Origin of the sequence: Arthrobacter sp. CC3, assembly GCF_039907775.1 — a bacterium.
In the GTDB taxonomy this organism is placed as follows: domain Bacteria; phylum Actinomycetota; class Actinomycetes; order Actinomycetales; family Micrococcaceae; genus Arthrobacter.
This window is the reverse complement of the sequence record NZ_JARCCY010000022.1, coordinates 48083-68318: the sequence shown is the minus strand read 5'-3', so window position 1 is coordinate 68318 and position 20236 is coordinate 48083. Positions and strand designations below refer to the sequence as shown.

The following is a 20236-nucleotide window of genomic DNA, read 5'->3' as shown; positions in this document are numbered from 1 at the left end:
CGAAGCTCCATTCCCGCCAAGGGTTTCTTGATTCACCTCAATCTTGCCAGACAAGTCAACAAGACTCTCTTGACCAGCATGTGTACTTGTTAGACAATCGAAGGGCGCCACGGTGTTGTGACGCCTAACACAAATCTGGAGACACATGTTTCAGCAGATCCTCGACCCCATTGCCGGGTCCCTAGTGATTTCAGCCCTTTGCGCTGCGCTTCCCCTCGTCCTGCTCTTCGTCCTCCTGGGTGTCTTCAAGGTCAAGGCACCCAAGGCCGCCCTCGCCAGCCTTGCTTTGTCCCTGGTGCTGGCCATCGTCGGCTGGCAGATGCCGGTCAACCAGGCCCTGAGCGCCACCGCGGCCGGCATCTTCTACGGCTTGTTCCCGATCCTCTGGATCCTGGTCAACGCGCTGTGGATTTACCGGCTCACCGTGGCCACCCCGTGGTTCGAAGTGCTGGGTCGGACCATCCGCTCCATCTCCAACGACCTCCGCATCCTGTCCATCCTGATCGCCTTCTGCTTTGGCGCGCTGCTGGAATCCCTCGCTGGATTCGGCGCACCGGTGGCGATCTCCGCGGCCATGCTGATGGCAGCCGGCATGAAGCCGCTGAAGTCGGCCGTTGTCTCGCTGCTGGCCAACACCGCTCCCGTGGCTTTCGGCGCCATGGCTGCGCCCATCATCGCCCTGAACGGCGTGACGGGCCTGCCGCTGCACGACCTGTCCTCGATGGCCGGACGCCAGACGCCGTTCATTGCACTGATCGTGCCGCTGCTGCTGGTGTTCATCGTTGACGGCCGGCGCGGCGTGAAGCAGACCTGGCCCGTGGCCCTGGTGGCAGGCGTCGCCTTCGGAGCGGCCCAGTTCGTGACCTCCAACTACTTCGCCGTGGAACTCACTGACGTTGTCGCCGCCGTCGTGACTGTGGCCGCCGTGCTGCTGATGCTGAAGGTCTGGCAGCCGAAAGAAACCGTCGGAATGGGCGGCACCGTCGACGCCGCACCGGAAGCTGCGCACGCCGCTGCCGCCGTCGTTGTGGCCGGCACCGCCGCACGCGACAGCCGCCCCGGTGCCGGTTCCATGACCGCCGCCGGTTCCGTGACCGGCGCCGAACAGGCGGCTCCTGCGCCCGACCGGGGTACCGCGGTGCCCGCCGACAACTCGCGGCCCGAACCGCGGAAGATCTGGATGGCGATCGCTCCCTACCTGATCATCATCGCGGTGTTCTCGGTGGCACAGATTCCGGCCGTCAAGGCCTGGCTCAGCCAGGTGGGCAGCGTGACGTTCGCCTGGCCCGGCCTGGACATCACCGATTCCGCCGGCAAGCCGGTCGCAGCCACCAGATTCAAGCTGGACCACCTCAAGGCGACCGGCACCCTGCTCATGTTCTCCGGCCTGCTGACCATGGCGCTGTACAAAATCACTGCATCACAGGGCCTGCGGATCTACCGGGACACCGTGGTCCAGCTGCGTTGGACGATTGTTACCGTCACCGCTGTCCTGGGGCTCTCCTTCGTGATGAACCTGTCCGGCCAGACCACCACCCTCGGCTTCGCGCTGGCCTCCGCGGGCGGCTTCTTCGCCATCCTTTCACCGCTGATCGGATGGATTGGTGTGGCCCTCACCGGCTCGGACACGTCCTCCAACTCGCTGTTCGGCCAGATGCAGGCCACCGCGGCCGCGCAGACCGGCCTTTCACCGGTGCTGATGGCCGCCTCCAACTCCTCCGCCGGTGTGATGGGCAAGATGCTTTCGCTGCAGAACCTCGCCGTGGCCTCGGCCGCCGTAGGCCTTGACGGCGCTGAGGGGACCCTCTTCCGGAAGCTCTTGGGCTGGAGCCTGGGCCTGCTGGCGCTCATCACCGTGCTGATCTTCCTCCAGTCCACCCCCGTACTCGGCTGGATGGTCCCCTGATGGCGCCGCTGGATACGGCCGGCCTCCGTGCGGCGGTGAAGGATCCCGCGCAGGTGAGGACCCGCGCCATCGACCTGCACGCGAACGCCCATGACGCTTCGCATTTCCTCTTGATACCGCAGGCCGTGGTGACGGCGGGGAGTGCAGCGGAAGTGGGCGGGCTGCTGCGGGCCAGTGCCGCCCAGGGCGTGCCGCTGACCTTCCGCTCCGGCGGCACCAGCCTGAGCGGCCAGGCGGTCACCGACGGCGTGCTGGTGGATGTCCGCCGCCACTTCCGGGAGATTGAAGTGCTCGACGGCGGCGCGCGCGTCCGCGTTCAGCCCGGCGTCACCGTGCGGGCGCTCAATGCGAGGCTCGCCCGCTACGGCCGGAAGTTCGGACCGGATCCGGCCAGCGAGGCGGCGTGCACCGTCGGCGGCGTGGTGGCCAACAACTCCTCCGGGATGAACTGCGGCACCGTGGACAACACCTACCGCACCCTGGAATCCCTCACCGTGGTGCTGCCCTCCGGCACCGTGATCGACACCGGAGCGCCGGACGCGGACCGGAAGCTCCGCGCCCTGGAACCGGAGCTCTACGCAGGCCTGGCCCGGCTGGCCGGGCGGGTACGGAACAACGCGGACTCCGTGCGCAAAATCCGGCAGCAGTTCTCCATGAAGAACACCATGGGTTACGGCCTGAACTCCCTGTTGGACTTCCAGTCCCCGGTGGACATCATGGCCCACCTGATCGTCGGCAGCGAAGGCACCCTGGGCTTTGTGGCAGAGGCTGTTTTCCGCACTATTCCGCGGCTCCAGCACGCCGCCGCCGGCCTGCTGGTGTTCCCCGACCTTGAGGCCGCCAACGCGGCGCTGCCGGCCCTCGTCGAAACGGGCGCCGCGACCATCGAGCTCATGGATGCGTTGTCCCTGAAGGTGGGGCAGTCCCTGAAGGGGACGCCCGCCGTCGTGCATGACCTGGCAGTCCGCGAGCATGCCGCCCTGCTCGTGGAGTACTCCGCCGGCAGTGCCGGTGACCTCGCGGAACTGCAGCTCAACGGCGAAGGCGTCCTCCCGGCGCTGGGGCTGTCCGCCCCGGCCCGGTTCACCGGAGACGCGCGGGAACGCGGGCAGCTCTGGCAGTTGCGCAAGGGACTCTACGCCTCCGTGGCCGGCGCCCGCCCCCAGGGCACCACCGCGTTGCTGGAGGACATCGTGGTTCCGGTTCCGGTGCTGGGCAGGACGTGCCGTGAGCTGATCCGGCTCTTCGACAAATACAGCTACAGCAACAGCGTGATCTTCGGCCATGCCAAGGACGGCAACGTCCACTTCATGCTGACCGACGGCTTCGCCAGCCCGGCCGAACTGGACCGCTACAGCGCCTTCACGGAGGACATGGTGGAGCTGGTGCTGGCCGAGGGTGGATCGCTGAAGGCCGAGCACGGGACAGGGCGTGTGATGGCTCCCTTCGTGCGCCGGCAGTACGGCGATGAGCTGTACGAGGTCATGCGAACCATCAAGCGCCTCTTCGACCCCGCCGCGATGCTCAACCCGGGCGTGCTGATGGACGAGGATCCGCTGGCTCACCTCCGGCACATCAAAACGGCGCCGCCCGTGGCCGAGGAAGTGGACCGCTGCGTCTCGTGCGGCTACTGCGAGCCGGTGTGCCCCAGCAAGGACATCACGCTCACGCCGCGCCAGCGGATCGTGACACTGCGCGCCATCGAATCAGCCAGGCTGGCCGGGGATACGGCACTGGTGCGGGAACTGGAAAAGGACTACGACTACGAATCCGTGGATACCTGCGCCGTGGACGGGATGTGCCAGACTGCCTGCCCGGTGGACATCAACACGGGATCGCTCGTGAAACGCCTGCGGAAGGCCGACGCCGGTCCGCTCGCCAACGGTGCGTGGAACGCCGCGGCCAAGCACTGGGAAGGCGTGACGCGCGGGGCCTCGCTGGCGTTGACGGTGGTGGACAAGCTCCCGGCAGCCGCCATCACGCCGCCCAACAAGGCGGCCCGGGCCGTCCTCGGGAAGGACACCGTGCCGCTGTACTCCGCCGAACTGCCCGGCGGCGGTTCTGCGCGGAAGCGCCCGACGCCGGCAGGTGACGTTGACGCGGTCTACTTCCCGGCGTGCGTGGGGACCATGTTCGGACCCGCCGGCGCGGGCCCCTACACCGGGGAACACGGCACCGAAGGACGCGGAACCGAAGGACGCGGTGTCCAGTACAGCTTTGAACAGCTGTGCGACCGCGCCGGGCTCACCCTCCTCGTCCCGGAAGGCATCGACGGGCTCTGCTGCGGCACCCCCTGGTCATCGAAAGGCATGTCCGCAGGCCAGGCAACGATGCGGGAAAAGACCCTGGCCGCCCTCAGGGAAGCCACCCGGGACGGTGAACTTCCCATCGTCTGCGACGCGTCCTCGTGCACCGAAGGGCTGCGGCAGGCCGTCGAATCGGACACGCCCGCGCCGGGCCAACGTGAGCTGCGCATGGTGGACGCCGTCGATTTCGCCGCGGAACAGATCCTGCCGCGGCTGCCGGACCACGGGAAGCTGGAGTCCCTGGCACTGCACCCCACCTGTTCGTCCACCCGGATGGGCCTCAACGATGCCCTGGGCACCGTTGCCGGAGCAGTGGCCGACCGTGTTGAGATCCCGGAAAACTGGGGCTGCTGCGCGTTCGCGGGGGACCGGGGCATGCTGCACCCCGAACTGACGGAGTCGGCGACGGCCAGGCAGGCTGCGGAGGTGGCGGAGATGGATGCAGCCGCCCACGCCTCGTGCAACCGCACCTGCGAGCTGGGCATGACGCGCGCCACGGGCGCCCAGTACCGGCACGTGCTGGAGTTGCTGGAGGAAGTCACCCGGTAAGCCGGGCGCTCTCTCACTTGCTGCGGGTTTTCCACCAACGCTCTTTCACCCTGTGAGAGAGCGTTGGTGGTTTGGGCGCGAAAGGTGAGAGAGCGTTGGATCCGCTTGAGTCCATACGCTCATGGATTCTGATTAAATGATCACTTCCGGTTAGCATTTGTACATGAGGACTGAAGAGCGGCACCGGTTGATCGGTGAACTGCTGCGGAGCCGTGAAGAGGTGACCGTGGACGAGCTGATGGCCGAGTGCGGAGCGTCCGGCGCCACCATCCGCCGCGACCTGGATGTCCTTGCAGTCCACGGCGTACTCCGGCGGGTGCACGGCGGGGCGAAGAGCCTGGTGCTCCGCGGCGAAAATCCCGGCTACGGGCAGCGGGACCTGGAAGAACAGGACGCCAAAGCCCGGATCGCCGCCGGCGTGGCGGGCCTCCTCCAGGACCGGGAACACGTGTGGCTCGACAGCGGAACCACCGCCACCGGAATCGCCCGTCACCTGCGGCAACGTGAACTGACGCTGATGCCCATGTCTTTGCCCGCCCTCAACGCATTAACAGCGGAGGGCCAGGCCGGGCACCGCCCCGCCCTCCTGGTACCGGGCGGAAGCCTGATCCCCGGCGAGCTGTGCTTCCGGGGCCCGCTGGCCGAGGCCAACATCCGCTCCCTGCGTTTTGACACCGCAGTGGTGACGCCCTGCGCAGTAAACCTCAAAGACGGACTGCTGGCCCACGACCTCGACGATGCCGCCGTCAAACGCGCCGGCCTCGAATCCGCCGGACGGGTGATCGCCGCCTGCGCAGGCTCCAAATGGAATGCCGCCGCGGTGGCGCTCGTTGCCGCGCTGGAAACCGTGGACGTCATCGTCACGGACCGGGTGTTCAGCCCGCAGGAACTCACACAACTTGGAAAATACTCAGTGAAAGTAGTGAACGTATGAGCATCGCCGTCACCACCCAAAAGCTGAACGCCGCGGCCGCCGCCACGTTCCTCGTTTTCGGGATCAACGGACTCGTGTTTGCCAGCTGGGCCGCACGCATCCCCGCCGTCACCGAAATCCTGCACGTGACCTCCGGACAAATGGGAACGCTGCTGCTCTGCACTGCGGTCGGTTCGCTGATCGCCCTTCCCACGGCAGGGTGGGTGGTGGGGCGGATCGGTACGGCCAATGCCGTCCGCGCCAGCGGGCTGCTGGCAGCGCTGGCCGGGGTGGGCATCGCCCTTTCGCTGCTCGCCGAGTCAGTGCCCGGCACCGCCGTCGCCTTGTTCTTCTTCGGAATTGGCGTGGGACTGTGGGACGTTTCGCAGAACATTGAAGGGGCCGACGTCGAACACCGGCTTAAGCGCACCATCATGCCGCAGTTTCACGCCGCGTTCAGCGGCGGCGCCTTTGTGGGAGCCCTGATCGGCGCCGGCCTCTCCGGTCTGGGAGTGGGGCTGCCTGCCCACCTGCTGGTCATCGCCGCCGTCGTTGCGGTGCTCACCATGGTGGCTCCCCGCTACTTCCTGCCGCACATCGCCGCCGAGATCCCTTCCGACGGGGAAGCCGCAACGCCGAAGGGTGACTCTGCCTGGCGGGACAGCCGCACACTGCTGATCGGCGTTGTGGTCCTCGGTGCCACCCTCACCGAAGGGGCCGGGAACGACTGGATCGCCAAAGCATCCGTGGACGGTCTCGGCACCAGCGAATCCACCGGCGCACTGATGTTCGCAGTCTTTGTCCTGGCCATGACGGCGATGCGGTTCTGCGGCGGGTTCGTGATCGACAAGTACGGCCGTGTTGCCGTACTGCGGGCCAGCATGGCCGCGGCAGCCGCGGGACTTGGCCTCTTCGTCCTGGCAGGCAATGTGTGGCTCGCGACGGCGGGCGCGGCACTGTGGGGAATCGGGGCGGCGCTGGCCTTCCCGATGGGCATGTCCGCCGCGGCGGACGACCCCAAGAAGGCTGCTGCCCGGGTGTCCGTGGTGTCCACGCTGGGCTACATCTCCTTCCTGGCCGGACCGCCGCTCCTCGGTTACCTCGGTGACCTCACCGGGATCCATCTCGCCCTGCTCGCCATCATGGTGCCCATCCTTGTGGCGCTCCTCCTCGCGGGCGCCGCGAAACCCTTGCCCGGTGCGCCGCTCCGCAACGAGTAGCACCCGCCGCAGCCACCGGGCAGTCACCGGGTAGCCACTGGGCAGCCACCGGGCAGCCAACCCAGCCACCCCTGCAGCCAACCCGGTGTTCCGCAGCGCCGGAGGTAGGGTGGGGAAATGCGAAGGATGCTGAGGAAAGGCCCGGGCATGCTGGCCGGGCTGGACCGGACGTTGCTCAAAGCCGTCTCCAACCTGCCCGGCGGAAACCATGATGTCCTGTTCCGCCGGCTCTCGGCGGCGGCAAACCATGGAAAGCTGTGGTTTGCGGTGGCTGGAGGACTGGCCCTCATCCCGGGCAAACCCCGGCGTGCGGCGCTGCACGGGCTGATTGCCCAGGGCGTGGCATCGGCGGTCACCAATGTGGTGTTCAAAACACTGCTGCCGCGGGCCAGACCGCTGCCGGAGCATCTTCCCGTGTTCAGGTTCGTCAACCCGCAGCCCACCAGCTCGTCGATGCCGTCCGGCCACTCGGCATCCGCGGCGGCCTTTGCCGTGGGGGTGGGCCTCGTCCAGCCTGCCATCGGAGCCGCGCTGGCGCCCCTTGCCGCCGGTGTTGCCTACTCCCGGGTCCATACCGGCGCCCACTGGCCTACGGATGTGTTGTTCGGGTCCGCCCTGGGTGCCGGCGCAGCCATGATCACCCGGAAGTGGTGGCCCGTCCGTCCGCCGTTCCCGGGGACCACCCGCGACGCAGTCCAGGCGGCACAGCTGCCCGGTGGCGAAGGCCTGAGCATCGCCGTCAACACCTTGGGCGGCTCCTATGCGCCGGAAACCGTCCAGGCTCTCCAGGATGTATTCCCTTTAGCGCATATACACGAGATTGATGAGGATGGCGATGTAGCCGCCGAGATCAGGGCAGCGGCCGAGGGCCAGGGAGTCAAGGCGCTCGGTGTGTGGGGCGGCGACGGTACCGTGGGTACGGCCGCGGCGGCCGCCGTCGAACTGTCCCTCCCCCTCCTGGTGCTCCCCGGCGGAACGCTGAACCACTTTGCCCGGGACGCCGGAACTTCCACCCTTGAGGATGCCGTAGAGGCGGCGTCCTCCGGTTCGGCCGCTCGAGCCGATGTGGGGCATGTCCACGTGGAACGGGGCCTCGCCGGAAACCCTGAAAAGCTGGAACGGATCATGCTCAATACGGCCAGCATCGGCCTCTATCCCAACCTGGTCCGGCGGCGCGAACAGCTTCAGCCCGCCCTCGGAAAACCGCTGGCCGGGGTGGCTGCCATGTTCAGGACGTTCGCGGCCGGCACCCCCACCACCATGGTTGTGAACGGCGTCCGCCACAAGCTGTGGATCCTCTACATTGGCCGCGGCCGCTACTACCCCCGCGACCATGCACCGCTGGTGCGCCCTGTAATGGACGACGGCGTGCTGGACCTGCGGATGATCACCGCGGATGAGTCCTTCGCGCGGCTACGGCTGCTCTGGTCCGTGCTGACTGGCACCGTGGCCACGTCACGGATCACCCACCTGAGCGAATCGACCACGGTAACCGTGGACGCTGCAGAGTCCCCCATGGCGCTGGCGGTGGACGGTGAAGCCCTGCCGGGTGTGCGCCGCGTCGAATTTTCCGTGTTGCCCGGAGCGCTCACCTACTACTGTCCGCCGCCTGGTGGTCATCCCTTGGGACTACCCTGATTCCACCCTGAATCATCCCTGAGACCGGCGAAAAGGGAACGTTGCGTCTGTAGCGTGGGTGGTACGAACGGATCTGCGGCATGCAGAAGCCGTCACCGCATCCGCAGCTACGCAAAGGAACGCTTCCATGATTGAAGCAAGAGGCCTGTCCAAGGTCTACGGCGATAAAACCGCCGTGGGCGGAGTGGATTTCACTGTCCAGGCCGGCCAGGTCACCGGCTTCCTCGGCCCCAACGGAGCCGGCAAATCCACCACCATGAGGATGATCATGGGACTGGACACGCCGACGTCGGGCTCCGTCACCGTCAACGGGGTCCCGTTCACCAAGCACGCGGCTCCGTTGCGTGAGGTGGGCGCCCTGCTGGACGCCAAGGCCGTCCACACGGGCCGTTCTGCCTACAACCACCTGCTGGCCATGGCCGCCACCCACAGCATTCCCAAAAAGCGCGTCAGCGAGGTCATCGAAATGACCGGCCTGGCCGACGTCGCAAGGAAAAAGGTCAAGGGCTTTTCGCTCGGCATGGGCCAGCGGCTGGGTATTGCCGCGGCACTGCTGGGGGATCCGCAGACCATCATCCTGGACGAGCCGGTCAACGGGCTGGACCCGGAGGGCGTGGTGTGGGTCCGGAACCTGGTGAAGTACCTGGCCTCCGAGGGCCGGACCGTCTTCCTGTCCAGCCACCTCATGAGCGAAATGGCGGTGACGGCGGACCACCTGATTGTGATCGGCCGCGGAAAAATCATCGCCGACGCCCCCATCAAGGACATCATCACCGGGAAGGGCGCGAGCCGCACCCGCGTCCGCACCGACGAGCCGGACCAGCTGATGCACCTCCTTGCCGGAACCGGAGTTTCCATAGAGGCCCAGGACCACGAACTGCTGGAGGTCAAGGGACTGGATCCGCGGCAGATCGCCCGGACCGCCCTTGAGAACCACGTCATGATCTACGAACTCACCCCGCTCCAGGCCAGCCTGGAAGAGGCCTACATGGAGCTGACCAAGGACGAGGTCGAATACCACTCGCTCATTACTACGGGAGCCCCCGTTCCCGCCCAGACCGGAGGCAAATAAGCCATGAGCTCAACTACTTGGGAACCCAACCCTTCGGGCCGCAGGGCCCAGGGCGGCGCAGCACCCCAGGCCGGCGCGCCATCCGGGCAGGCCGCCCATTCAGCCGGCGGTCCCGTTTCCCCGGGTCCCGGTCCCAGTTTCTTGCGCGTGCTGAACTCGGAATTCATCAAGTTCCGCACGCTGCTCTCCACGCTGATCCTGCTCGGCTCCACCATGCTGGTGATGGTGGGCTTTGGGGCCCTGGCGGCGTGGTCCACCGGTCAGTTCCGCGAGCAGATGGCCTCCGATCCGGAGGCCGCAGCCCAGATGGCGGCCCAGGGCGGTGACATCGCGGTGAGTGCCCCCACCTCCGGTATCGCTTTTGCCCAGCTGATCCTCGGGTCCCTGGGCGTGCTGCTGATGAGCTCAGAATTCACCACCGGAATGGCGCGTTCCACGTTCGCGGCCGTGCCCAAGAGGATCCCGGCCTTCGTGGCGAAGTTCCTCGTGGTAGTGGTGGTGTCCTTCGTCCTGACCGGCGTTTCCACCCTCGTCGCCGGCCTGGTGTCCGTTCCGATCCTGGACAACTACGGCCTGAGCCTGGACCTGGCCAGCTCCCAGTCCGTCAAACTGCTGGTGGTCAACAGTCTCTACGTGGCCGCAGTGGCCTCCATCGGCATGTCGCTCGGCAGCATCATCCGCAATTCCGCGGGCGGGATCATGAGCCTGGTGGGGCTGTTCTTCGTGGCGCCGATCGCCTTCCAGCTGATTCCGGGCGACTTCTTCGAAGAAGCCCGCAAGTATCTTCCCGGCAACACCGTGACGCCGCTGACCGCCGTTGAACACGTGGACGGGAACCTCGAGGCGTGGCAGGCGGCCCTGGTGCTCGGCGCCTGGGTGGTGGTTCCGGCGGTCCTCGCCATGGTCCTGCTGAATAAGCGGGACGTTTGAGCGGGCAGGGCGGCCGGTCCGCCGTCTAGGCTCAACACATGCATGAAGTACTGCCGGCAAAGGACGCATCAGCCCTCACCCAGGTTGATGTGTCCTTTGCCGCACTCGCCGACCGCCGCCGGGGCCGGCTCCGCCGGTACCTTCACCGGCACCCGCGGGCGATGGATGCGGTGGTGGTGCTGTGCTACCTGCTCCTGGTCACGCCCACCGCGGTGGACGCCGTGCTCGACGGCGGCTGGGCAGCCACCGCGCTGCTTGCCGCCGTCGCCGCGGCGCTCTCTTTCCGCCGGACCCGTCCGGTGGCCGTTGTTGCCGCCGTGGCGGTGCTGGAAGTGGGCATCACGCTCCTGCACCCCTGGGGCTCCAATGTTTCCGCGGGCCTGTGGTTTGCCCTCTATGCACTGGCGGTGCAGCGGCCCCGCAGGTTCTCCATCACCGCCCTGGCATTATCCAACACCCCGCTGTCCCTGCTGTATTTCCTGACCCTCGTCGGCCCGCTGGAACGTGCCCTTCCCAGCGGCGGACCGGCGGCACCCGAGAATTCGCAGCTGGTGTTTGGAATCGTTGCCGGCATCACCATCACGCTGTCCAACATCATTGCCACCGGAATCGGCATCTCCGTCCGGCAGCGGCAGGAACACGAACAGGAAATCGCCGCGTGGGCGGCCCGGACCGCCGAACTTGGCTCGGTCACCGAACGCAACCGGATCGCCAGGGAGATGCACGACGTCGTGGCGCACTCCCTGACGGTGATGCTCACCTTGTCCGACGGCGCCGCAGTGGTGGTCAGGAAGAGCCCGGACCGCGCCGCCGAGGTCCTGGCGGAAATTTCCCGGACCGGACGAACCGCTCTGGCGGACATGCGTCGCGTGCTGGGCGTCCTGCGCGACGAATCACCGGTAGGCCAGGCACCCCGGCAGCCGCTGAGCGCAGGGAACAGCCTGGCCAAACTTTTGGAGGGCTTCCGCACCGCGGGGCTGCCGCTGCACTACTCGCACACCGGACCTGCCCTGCCTGAGGACGCGGCCTTCCAACTGACCGTCTACCGGATTGTGCAGGAGTCACTCACCAACGTCCTCCGCTACGGCCGGGCGCTGGGCCGGGTGGATGTGAATATGGCGCGCACTGACGGTACCGTCACCATTGAAGTGCTCGACGACGGCAAAGGAACAGTGGGTCACGCGGCCGCCGCCGCGCCGGTGGCAGCGGCCGGCGGTGCCAGGCCCCTGGGGTCGGGGCAGGGCCTGACAGGCATGCGCGAGCGGGCCGGGATTTACGGCGGCACGGTGGAAGCCGGACGCCCCGCCGGGGGCGGATGGCGCGTCCGGGCAGTGTTGAATTGGAATGGGGACCAAGGAAAAACATGAATGGCAATGCACCGATCACAGTCCTGCTGGTGGATGACCAGCCGCTGCTGAGGATGGGCTTCCGCCTGATCCTTGAGGGTGAGGATGACCTTCGGGTGGTGGGAGAAGCCTCCGATGGGGCGGAGGCAGTCCGGCAGGTCAGGGAGGTGAACCCCGACGTGGTGCTGATGGATGTTCGGATGCCGGTCTTGGACGGCATCGAAGCGACCCGGGCGGTGGCCTCCTCGGGGTCCGCCGCGAAGGTTATCATCCTGACCACCTTCGACCTCGATGAATACGCCTTCGCCGGCCTGCAGGCGGGCGCTTCCGCGTTCCTGCTCAAAGACGTGGCCCCTGCTGAACTGGTTAGCGCGGTGCGGGTCGTGGCGAGCGGAGATGCCGTGGTGGCCCCCCGCGTCACGCGCCGACTGCTGGAAGCGTATGTCCGCGGAGACCATCCCTCGGCCGTCCCCGGAGACTTTGCGGTGAACGGACGCCCTGCGGCCACGGCTGACATTATGACTGGCGGACACCGAACGGCCGCCTCCGTGCCGGCAGTTGGCAAAGGCAGGAATCCGCATGGCGAAGAGCAGCAAAAGGACCCCCTGCTGGAAGCCCTGACGCCCCGCGAAAGGGAAATGCTGGGAGCCATGGCCGAGGGACTGTCCAACGCCGAGATCGCCCACAGGTTCTTCCTGTCCGAGGCCACGGTGAAAACGCACGTGCGCCGCATCCTCGCCAAACTGCATCTCCGGGACAGGGTGCAGGCCGTGGTTTACGCCTACGAGACGGGGTTGGTAGTGCCCAGCAATCCTGACTATTAGCTACTCAGAGGTAGATTTCGAGCACATTTCAAAGTTGCTCGGTAAGCCACTTTTGTTGCCCATTGATGCTCGGCATTGTGGGAAGCTCCTTTTCGGGGGCCGTCAAAATGTTCGACTGCACAAGATCTGTCCTCCGGCATCCGGTCTAGGGTGAAAAAGAAATGTGGCCTGACACACGGAATCCGTGTCCGTCCGGGGCCCACACCCTCAACGAAGGACGGCGCTTCCATGCACGCTGACCAACAGCTCTCCAAGTCCCTGAAACCAAGGCACCTTTCCATGATCGCCATTGCCGGCGTGATCGGAGCCGGACTCTTTGTGGGTTCCGGTGCTGCCATCCAGCAGGCCGGCCCCGGCATTCTGCTCGCCTACATGGCCGCAGGTATCGTGGTGATCCTGGTGATGCGGATGCTCGGCGAAATGGCTGCAGCCAACCCCGAAACCGGATCCTTCTCCACCTATGCAGACAAGGCCCTGGGCCGGTGGGCAGGCTTCAGCATCGGCTGGCTGTACGCGTGGTTCTGGATCATTGTGCTCGGGATCGAAGCCACGGCCGGTGCCGCCATCATGCACCGCTGGGTTCCCGGCATCGACCAATGGGTATGGGCGCTGGTGCTTATGGTGCTGCTGACGCTCACCAATCTGGGATCGGTGAAATCGTACGGAGAATTCGAATTCTGGTTTGCCTCTATCAAGGTGGCCGCGATCGTGCTGTTCCTGCTCTTCGGCGTTGCCGCCATCCTGGGCCTCATCCCGGGAGTTCCCGCCCCCGGACTGGACAACCTGGTCAATAACGGCGGCTTCCTCCCCAACGGCCCGGGTGCGGTCCTGGCCGGCATCCTGGTGGTGGTGTTCTCGTTCTTCGGCGCTGAAATCGCCACGATCGCTGCCGGCGAATCCGAGAATCCGGTGGACGCCGTCAAGAAGGCCGTGAAGTCCACCGTGTGGCGCATCCTGGTGTTCTACATCGGCTCCATCGCCATTGTGGTCACCCTCCTCCCGTGGAACTCCGCCTCCGTGGCAAAGAGCCCCTACGTCGCAGTGATCGAACTCTTCGGGATTCCTGGCGCCGGCACCATCATGGACGTCGTGGTGCTGACTTCGGTGCTCTCCTGCCTGAACTCCGGGCTCTACACGGCCAGCCGCATGCTCTTCTCACTTTCCCGCCGCGGTGACGCACCGAGGGCATGGACGAAAATTTCCAAGCGCGGCGTGCCGGCCGCTGCCGTGCTGGCCTCAACCGTGGTGGGCTTCATCACCGTTGGCCTGAACTACATCGCGCCGGACACGGTGTTCCTTTTCCTCGTGAACACCTCGGGTGCTATTGCGCTGTTCGTCTGGCTGGTCATCGCGTCGTCACAGCTGATCCTCCGCCGGCGCATGGGTGCCGCCGCCAAGGACCTGGCCCTCAAGATGTGGCTCTTCCCGTACCTGACCTGGGTAGCCATTGCCAGCATCATTGCACTCCTGATCGGCATGGTGATCCTGGAATCCACCCGGGAATCCCTGCTGCTCTCACTGGCACTGGCCGCAGTGGTGGTCGGGGTCGGCGTCTGGCGCTACCGCAAGGGTCTCGGCGCCACCGGCGCCGGAACGGAACAGCCCGCGGCAGAGGAAGCAACGGCAGACGAAGCAGCGCAAGCTGGAACCGCGAAGGAACGAACGGCGGCGGAGGAAGCCGGCGTTGGTGCCGGTCCGGCGTCGTAAACCAAAGGTTACATCTCAGCAGGTGCGGCACCAGCCGCCCCCGAACCGGAGTCCGGGTGCCGTCAGTCCAGGTGCCCGGACTCCGCGCTCTCCGGATTTCCGGCATCCGCCGGAGCCGGGCTGCCGGGCTGCACGGCGTCGAAGAAACGGTGCTCCCTGGTCGCGGCACTGTGAACCCGGGTGCGGATGAAGCTGACGTCGGCCGCGCTGAGCTGAATTGCACCGTGCTGGTCGCGGACCACCGGTTCGTCCGCAACACTCGCAACGCGGGTCGCGATCGTCCGGGGCAGCACGACGCAGCCCGGGTTGTCCATGAGCCACCGGCGGGTGGCGGGATCTAGCAGATGCCACTGTGATTTCAGTTCCATTGGGCGCGCCGTTCCATGTGTATTTTGCCTCTTTCCCGGTTGCCCGGCTGTGATTGGTGGAGCTGCCGTTAACCGCGGCTGATGGGGAGCCGTTTCTCTGCAGCGTCCGTTCCGGGCACCGCGGGAAGCGGGGTCCTGACTTCGAGGACGCCGTCCCTGAAGGTCACCTTGATGTCCTCGTCCGTAACGCCCTCCGGCAAAGGCAGGTTGCGGTCGAAGGGGCGGTACCGTTGCCCGGAATGAATGCGGGTGCCCTCGGATCGGCCGCCGGCGTGCTCGTGCCCCGCACGGATGTGCAGCACACCCCCGGCCACGGAGACTTCGATGTCCGTGTCCGGGTCAGCGCCGGGCAGGTAGGCGCGGACAACGAGTGCCTCCTGGTCGACGTACTCGTCAACGCTGACCTCCTCGACGAGGATGGGGACCAGGCTGTCGGTGGTTTCAAAGGACCGCCCGTTGGAGCCGGAGAACTGCGACGGTTTCCTGTCTGACCCATCCGGGGCAGACGGCCATCGGGCCGATTCGAACGGGGACCATTTCAACGCACCGGACATGGCTCTCTCCTGGTTGTTGCCTGGCAGGACGGGTTACTGGCAGGGCTTTCCTTCGGCAAGGCAGCAACGCAGCGGCCCGGCTCACAGACCAGTAGATACCCATCCCGGAACGACCAACAGGGCCCAAAGTCCCCGGATGGTCCGCGCCGTCGCAATGGCGCAAGGCGCACGTTGGCGCAGGACCGGAGTTACTCGCGGGTAAAGGACTTTTGCCCCTTCTTCCGCCGGACACCACCGGGCAGCATCGTTTGGGATCCCCACGACCACCTTTTGGAAGGAAACCATGGCGGGACGATTCGAACTTTATGTGGACGAGGCATCGGGCGTGCGATTCAGGATGATAGGGCCGGACGGTTCGGAACTGGGCGTTTCCCGGTCATTTCCGGACACCAGGGCGGCGGCCGCCGGCATCGAGGCGATGCGTGAATGCGCGGGCACCGGATTGATCAGCAACCTGTGCCCTCCCATCAGTGAGCCGGTCAAGGCACGGACCGCCAACGCCCACACAGCTGCGGCGCAATCCCCGGCATCCTCCACAGCAACACAGCGTGCACACAGGAAGGGCCTATGCGCGGCATAGCCCTTCGGAGTCTTATGGGTCCATGACCACTTCACCGCAGCCGCCCCACGAACCCCACCCCAACCACGACCGCGGCTTGGAGTTCGACCTCTCCACCTTGATGAGCCGCCGTTCCCTGGGCCTGTTCTTCGGTGCCGGCACAGCGGCCGCCGCGCTGGCAGCCTGCACGCCGGGCTCCACACCGGGAACCGCCAGCAGTTCCACCACCGCGACGGCGACGCCGTCTGCCCCGGCGACTGCCACGCCCTCAGCGTCGGCGTCCGCCACGGCGTCACCCACGCTGACCCGGGCCATCGCGGAATGCGGGGTGGAAATACCGCAGGAAACGGCGGGACCTTACCCGGGAGACGGATCCAACGGCCCGAACGTCCTGGAGGCATCCGGCGTTGTCCGGCAGGACATCACGGCCAGCTTCGGGACTTCCACCACCAAGGCCGAAGGCATCCCGCTGACGGTCACCCTGACGCTCCTGGACAACGCCAACGGCTGCAAACCCCTCGCCGGAGCCGCCGTGTACGCCTGGCACTGCGACCGCGACGGCAAGTACTCCATGTACGACGCCGGCCTCGAAAACGAGAACTTCCTCCGCGGGGTGCAGGAAGCGGATGCCAACGGCCAGGTTACGTTCACCACCATCTATCCCGGGGCGTACAACGGCCGCTGGCCGCACATCCACTTCGAAGTCTTCGAATCCATGAGCAATGCCACGGTGGCAGGGCAGGTACTGGCTGTCTCCCAGATCGCCATGACAGAGGCGGCCTGCAACGAGGTCTACGCCACGACGGGCTATGAGACCAGCGCCCGGAACTTTCCCAACACCACGCTCACCTCAGACAACGTCTTTGGCGACGACGGCGGCATCTACCAGTTGGCCACCATGTCCGGTTCGTCGGCCGCCGGTTACACGGCCGGACTCAACGTCACGGTGTAGGTGCGGTGCCTCCCGGAACCGGGGTTCGGCGCGGGCCGTCGCGGCCCCGCTAGACTCGGAGCCATGCCTTCCCACGCCACTGCCGCAGACCACATCCAGGACCTCGGCGCGTATGTCAGCGCGTCGCCGTCGAGCTTCCATGCAGTCCAGGAAGCCGCGCTGCGGCTGGATGAGGCTGGCTTCACCGGGCTCGATGAACTGGCCGCGTGGCCGGCCGGCAGTCCGGGTGCGGGCGCCGCCGGGCGGTTCTACGTAGTCCGCGACGGGGCCCTGATCGCCTGGGTGACACCGGAGAGTGCCGGACCCACCACGGGCTTTAATATCCTGGGGGCGCACACCGATTCGCCGTCATTCAAGCTCAAGCCCAAGCCCACCACCGGAAAGTTCGGGTGGCTGCAGGCCGGCGTGGAGGTCTACGGCGGCCCGCTGCTCAACTCCTGGCTGGACCGGGAACTGCAGCTGGCCGGACGGCTGGTGATGCTGGACGGCACGCAGTGCCTGACCGCCACCGGGCCGCTGCTCCGGTTCCCCCAGCTCGCCATCCATTTGGACAGGGCGGTAAACGAGGGCCTGGCACTGGACAAGCAGCAGCACATGAACCCCGTCTTCGGACTAGGGGATCCGGCAGGCGAGGACCTGCTGGCGCTGCTGGCCGAACGGGCCACGGCAGCGGATCCCGGCTCCGCGCCGGTGGATCCGTCAAAGATCGGCGGATACGACGTCGTTGTGGCAGACACGCAGCCTGCCGCGGTTTTCGGGGCCAAGGGTGAATTTTTCGCGTCCGGACGGCTGGACAACCTGTCCGCCACCCATGCCGGCCTGGCCGCGATCATCGCCCACGCTGAGGCCGGGGAGCAGGCGGACGGCGGCCCGATCGCCGTCCTCGCGGCTTTCGACCACGAGGAGATCGGTTCCAACTCGCGATCGGGCGCCTGCGGACCCCTCCTGGAGGACGTCCTGGTCCGCGTTTCGGACGGCCTTGGCGCGTCGGTGAGCCAGCGTCGGCAGGCCCTGGCGGCGTCGTTCTGCGTCTCCGCCGACGCCGGCCACGCGGTGCATCCGAACTACGCCGAGCGCCACGACCCCGTGAACCGCCCGGTCCTCAACGGCGGCCCGTTGCTCAAGATCAACGCCAACCAGCGCTACGCGACCGACGCCCCCGGTGCCGCCTTCTGGGCACGGCTGTGCGGTGAGGCGGACGTCCCGTACCAGGAGTTCGTGTCCAACAATGTGATGCCGTGCGGGTCCACGATCGGGCCGCTGACGGCGACGCGCCTGGGTATTAGGACCGTGGACGTGGGGGTGCCGCTGCTGTCGATGCACTCCGCCCGTGAACTCTGCGGCGTCGAGGACCCGTTCCGGCTGGCCCGGGTGACCGAACTGTTCTTCCGGACGGCAGCGTAGGTCTTCCGGACCCCGGCCTAGGCAGGCCGAGGCAGGCCGAGGCAGGCCGCGGCCGCCGAGTCAGGAGGCACCTCGGTCAGGAACGCACTTCAGTGCGGTTCCGGGGCATGGGTGCAGGATGCGGGGGCTGGCCGTGGCGGCGAGCCCTACGGAGCGTCAAGCGGTCGACGAAACTGGCCGCGGCTACAGCCAAGCCCATGGCGAGCACCGCCAGGGCACTGGCGGCGTAGGCGGGCTCGGCGGGCTGGTAGCTGATTTCGGGCGTACTAGGGGACAGGCTCGTTGTGATGTACGACTGCGGTATCACGCCCATGGCCTCCTGCCGTTCCGATGCCGTCTGTTCAATCCGGTCCACGATCCCGGCGAGGACCTTACCGACGTCATGCTGCGTCTCTGCAACGACTTCCACGGTGATTGCCGAACGATCGAATGAGTTCTGCCATTGACCGCCCGAACTGGGGATGTAGATGGAGTAGCCGTTCCGGAGTCCGGTGCCGTATAGATTGGCATTCGTCGTTCCGGGTTCGGAGTGGCCCCGCTCGCCATTCACTAAGCGCTCTACCATTGCGGCGTAGTGGATCGTCGCCTGGGAATCCGCCCGCAGGGGATTCCCGGCTGCCGCACCGCTCGGTGGGTAAAAGACGACGTCGACTTTGCTCCAGTAGACACCCGTGGACCCGCCTGCCTGCAACACGGCCGGAAACATCAGTGCTAAGACAGTCAGAACCACGTACCAGCGCCGAAGGATGGCGCTCATTCGCAACCGGTGTAGGCGCTTAGGGCTACGCATAGCGCTCAGTTCCCTGTGAATCCCTCATTCGCCAATAGGACCCGCAGAGACCGGCCACAAGGAACAACACACCGGCAGCCTGAGGGAACGATAATGCGTCGAAGAATCCCGTGAGTACAGCGCCGGCGGCAAGCGAAGCGGCAAGCGCTGGGCCGAGTTTGGCCAGAAGCGGCTCCGCATAATGGCTTCGCGCCGCAATTACAGCGATAAAACCAACGGCTGGAATGGCGCAAAACGCGACTAGCCCGACGACGCCCATGTCGATGAGAGTGACCAGGTACTGGTTGTCGAGAATCCTGTATTCCGGCAGGAACGTCCCAAAGCCGCGACCCAGAAGCGGATTCATTTCCACGAAGGTCGAAACGATGTCGTAGCTGTCAGTCCGAGATTTGAGACTCGGGTCCTGACCGCCAAACAGGCCCTTAATGGTGCCCATCATGCCGGGTACCAAAACCCAGACGATACCGACCAGCGCTACGGCCGTCACGCCGGCCCAGCGGCGAACAGCCGGACTCCATGAGGGCATGAGGACCACAACTGCCACCAGCACGCCGATGATTGCAGACCTCGATACGGAGAGCAGGGCAGCCAGTGTCATGGTCGCCACAGGAAACCAGCGCACAAGGAGGCGGGATCCGTTGTCGTACAGGGCTAATGTCAGCGCGAGGGGAAGGGTCATGGCCAGTACAAAGGCGTATTCGAGCGGGTTGCGGGCCGTGGAGATGGATCGGTTAAAGCCGCCGCGGTCCTGGAGAGCGCCGAAGTCAGAAACAGTCAGTCCCGGGATGTTGAGCTTTTCAACAAATGACTGACCAGTGAAGAACTGAAGGAGTCCGAGGGCTGCAAACATACCGCCAAGAAAGCAGAGCCAGCGCACGAGCTTTATCAGCCGTTCCCGGTTGGGGATTCCGTCCGTGGCCACTAGTAGGACGCCGGCGAACGCGGCAACACGAACCAGCCCGAGATTCAGTGCATTGATTTCGGCGGACGGGAGGGCCCGGGACGCGCCGACAGCGTAGCTCGCCAGGGCGGCAGCCACGAAAATTAGCAAGGTTATGCGGACCGGCTGGGAATTGCGGGCGAGCGACGGAGTTGGACGCTGAACGTGGTACCAACACCACCAAAGCAAGGCCCCGAGGGCGAAAAGGGAGGCCGGAGCGCCTGCGCCTCCAAGTGCCGCGACACTTCTGTTGGACGG

The 20236-nt window shown here is 66.2% G+C and carries 16 protein-coding genes; 12 read left to right on the top strand and 4 right to left on the bottom strand.

Annotated features, from left to right (window positions below):
* Positions 1-145 precede the first annotated feature (145 nt).
* From PV761_RS14440 to PV761_RS14395, 10 genes are all read left to right on the top strand, one after another.
* A complete protein-coding gene (locus PV761_RS14440) occupies positions 146-1906 on the top strand; it encodes an L-lactate permease (RefSeq protein WP_347897721.1) in 1761 nt (586 codons plus the stop codon).
* The gene (locus tag PV761_RS14435) at positions 1906-4761 is read left to right on the top strand and encodes an FAD-binding and (Fe-S)-binding domain-containing protein (RefSeq protein WP_347897719.1); all 2856 of its coding nucleotides are present in this window, start codon (positions 1906-1908) and stop codon (positions 4759-4761) included. Before PV761_RS14440 ends, PV761_RS14435 begins: the two co-directional genes overlap by 1 nt.
* A 163-nt stretch (positions 4762-4924) precedes the next feature.
* Positions 4925-5695 (top strand): DeoR/GlpR family DNA-binding transcription regulator, encoded by a 771-nt coding sequence (locus PV761_RS14430; protein ID WP_347897717.1) that lies wholly within the window; start codon positions 4925-4927, stop codon positions 5693-5695.
* The gene (locus tag PV761_RS14425) at positions 5692-6894 is read left to right on the top strand and encodes an MFS transporter (protein ID WP_347897715.1); all 1203 of its coding nucleotides are present in this window, start codon (positions 5692-5694) and stop codon (positions 6892-6894) included. Before PV761_RS14430 ends, PV761_RS14425 begins: the two co-directional genes overlap by 4 nt.
* A 117-nt stretch (positions 6895-7011) precedes the next feature.
* Positions 7012-8532, top strand: a complete 1521-nt coding sequence (locus PV761_RS14420; protein WP_347897713.1) for a phosphatase PAP2 family protein — start codon at positions 7012-7014, stop codon at positions 8530-8532.
* Between the two features lie 127 nt (positions 8533-8659).
* A complete protein-coding gene (locus PV761_RS14415) occupies positions 8660-9604 on the top strand; it encodes an ATP-binding cassette domain-containing protein (protein WP_028271851.1) in 945 nt (314 codons plus the stop codon).
* A 3-nt stretch (positions 9605-9607) separates the two neighbouring features.
* On the top strand, positions 9608-10534 hold the full coding sequence (locus tag PV761_RS14410; RefSeq protein WP_347897710.1) for an ABC transporter permease: 927 nt from the start codon (positions 9608-9610) through the stop codon (positions 10532-10534).
* A gap of 38 nt (positions 10535-10572) precedes the next feature.
* On the top strand, positions 10573-11901 hold the full coding sequence (locus PV761_RS14405; RefSeq protein WP_028271849.1) for a histidine kinase: 1329 nt from the start codon (positions 10573-10575) through the stop codon (positions 11899-11901).
* A complete protein-coding gene (locus PV761_RS14400; RefSeq protein ID WP_347897708.1) occupies positions 11898-12704 on the top strand; it encodes a response regulator transcription factor in 807 nt (268 codons plus the stop codon). Before PV761_RS14405 ends, PV761_RS14400 begins: the two co-directional genes overlap by 4 nt.
* A gap of 228 nt (positions 12705-12932) precedes the next feature.
* Positions 12933-14411: an amino acid permease gene (locus PV761_RS14395; protein WP_347897706.1), complete on the top strand. Its 1479-nt coding sequence runs from the start codon at positions 12933-12935 to the stop codon at positions 14409-14411.
* Between the two features lie 62 nt (positions 14412-14473).
* Here PV761_RS14395 and PV761_RS14390 read toward each other — a convergent pair whose 3' ends face one another.
* Together PV761_RS14390 and PV761_RS14385 are read right to left on the bottom strand one after the other, a co-directional pair.
* On the bottom strand, positions 14474-14779 hold the full coding sequence (locus PV761_RS14390; protein WP_197024969.1) for a hypothetical protein: 306 nt from the start codon (positions 14777-14779) through the stop codon (positions 14474-14476).
* 68 nt (positions 14780-14847) lie between these two features.
* Entirely contained in the window at positions 14848-15333 is a 486-nt protein-coding gene (locus tag PV761_RS14385) for an Hsp20/alpha crystallin family protein (RefSeq protein ID WP_347897704.1), read from the bottom strand.
* A 602-nt stretch (positions 15334-15935) separates the two neighbouring features.
* On the opposite strand from PV761_RS14385, the gene PV761_RS14380 reads away from it, so the two are divergent.
* Together PV761_RS14380 and PV761_RS14375 are read left to right on the top strand one after the other, a co-directional pair.
* Entirely contained in the window at positions 15936-16844 is a 909-nt protein-coding gene (locus PV761_RS14380) for an intradiol ring-cleavage dioxygenase (protein WP_028271844.1), read from the top strand.
* A gap of 63 nt (positions 16845-16907) precedes the next feature.
* A complete protein-coding gene (locus PV761_RS14375; protein ID WP_347897701.1) occupies positions 16908-18248 on the top strand; it encodes a M18 family aminopeptidase in 1341 nt (446 codons plus the stop codon).
* A 76-nt stretch (positions 18249-18324) separates the two neighbouring features.
* Here PV761_RS14375 and PV761_RS14370 read toward each other — a convergent pair whose 3' ends face one another.
* The gene (locus PV761_RS14370) at positions 18325-19005 is read right to left on the bottom strand and encodes a hypothetical protein (RefSeq protein ID WP_347897699.1); all 681 of its coding nucleotides are present in this window, start codon (positions 19003-19005) and stop codon (positions 18325-18327) included.
* Between the two features lie 25 nt (positions 19006-19030).
* Entirely contained in the window at positions 19031-20077 is a 1047-nt protein-coding gene (locus PV761_RS14365) for an O-antigen ligase family protein (RefSeq protein WP_347897697.1), read from the bottom strand.
* Positions 20078-20236 lie beyond the last annotated feature (159 nt).

Coding starts and splice junctions, on each gene's coding strand:
- PV761_RS14440 (WP_347897721.1), top strand. CDS start 146: ATGTTTCAGCAGATCCTCGACCCCATTGCCGGGTCCCTAGTGATTTCA.
- PV761_RS14435 (WP_347897719.1), top strand. CDS start 1,906: ATGGCGCCGCTGGATACGGCCGGCCTCCGTGCGGCGGTGAAGGATCCC.
- PV761_RS14430 (WP_347897717.1), top strand. CDS start 4,925: ATGAGGACTGAAGAGCGGCACCGGTTGATCGGTGAACTGCTGCGGAGC.
- PV761_RS14425 (WP_347897715.1), top strand. CDS start 5,692: ATGAGCATCGCCGTCACCACCCAAAAGCTGAACGCCGCGGCCGCCGCC.
- PV761_RS14420 (WP_347897713.1), top strand. CDS start 7,012: ATGCGAAGGATGCTGAGGAAAGGCCCGGGCATGCTGGCCGGGCTGGAC.
- PV761_RS14415 (WP_028271851.1), top strand. CDS start 8,660: ATGATTGAAGCAAGAGGCCTGTCCAAGGTCTACGGCGATAAAACCGCC.
- PV761_RS14410 (WP_347897710.1), top strand. CDS start 9,608: ATGAGCTCAACTACTTGGGAACCCAACCCTTCGGGCCGCAGGGCCCAG.
- PV761_RS14405 (WP_028271849.1), top strand. CDS start 10,573: ATGCATGAAGTACTGCCGGCAAAGGACGCATCAGCCCTCACCCAGGTT.
- PV761_RS14400 (WP_347897708.1), top strand. CDS start 11,898: ATGAATGGCAATGCACCGATCACAGTCCTGCTGGTGGATGACCAGCCG.
- PV761_RS14395 (WP_347897706.1), top strand. CDS start 12,933: ATGCACGCTGACCAACAGCTCTCCAAGTCCCTGAAACCAAGGCACCTT.
- PV761_RS14390 (WP_197024969.1), bottom strand. CDS start 14,779: ATGGAACTGAAATCACAGTGGCATCTGCTAGATCCCGCCACCCGCCGG.
- PV761_RS14385 (WP_347897704.1), bottom strand. CDS start 15,333: ATGTCCGGTGCGTTGAAATGGTCCCCGTTCGAATCGGCCCGATGGCCG.
- PV761_RS14380 (WP_028271844.1), top strand. CDS start 15,936: ATGACCACTTCACCGCAGCCGCCCCACGAACCCCACCCCAACCACGAC.
- PV761_RS14375 (WP_347897701.1), top strand. CDS start 16,908: ATGCCTTCCCACGCCACTGCCGCAGACCACATCCAGGACCTCGGCGCG.
- PV761_RS14370 (WP_347897699.1), bottom strand. CDS start 19,005: ATGAGCGCCATCCTTCGGCGCTGGTACGTGGTTCTGACTGTCTTAGCA.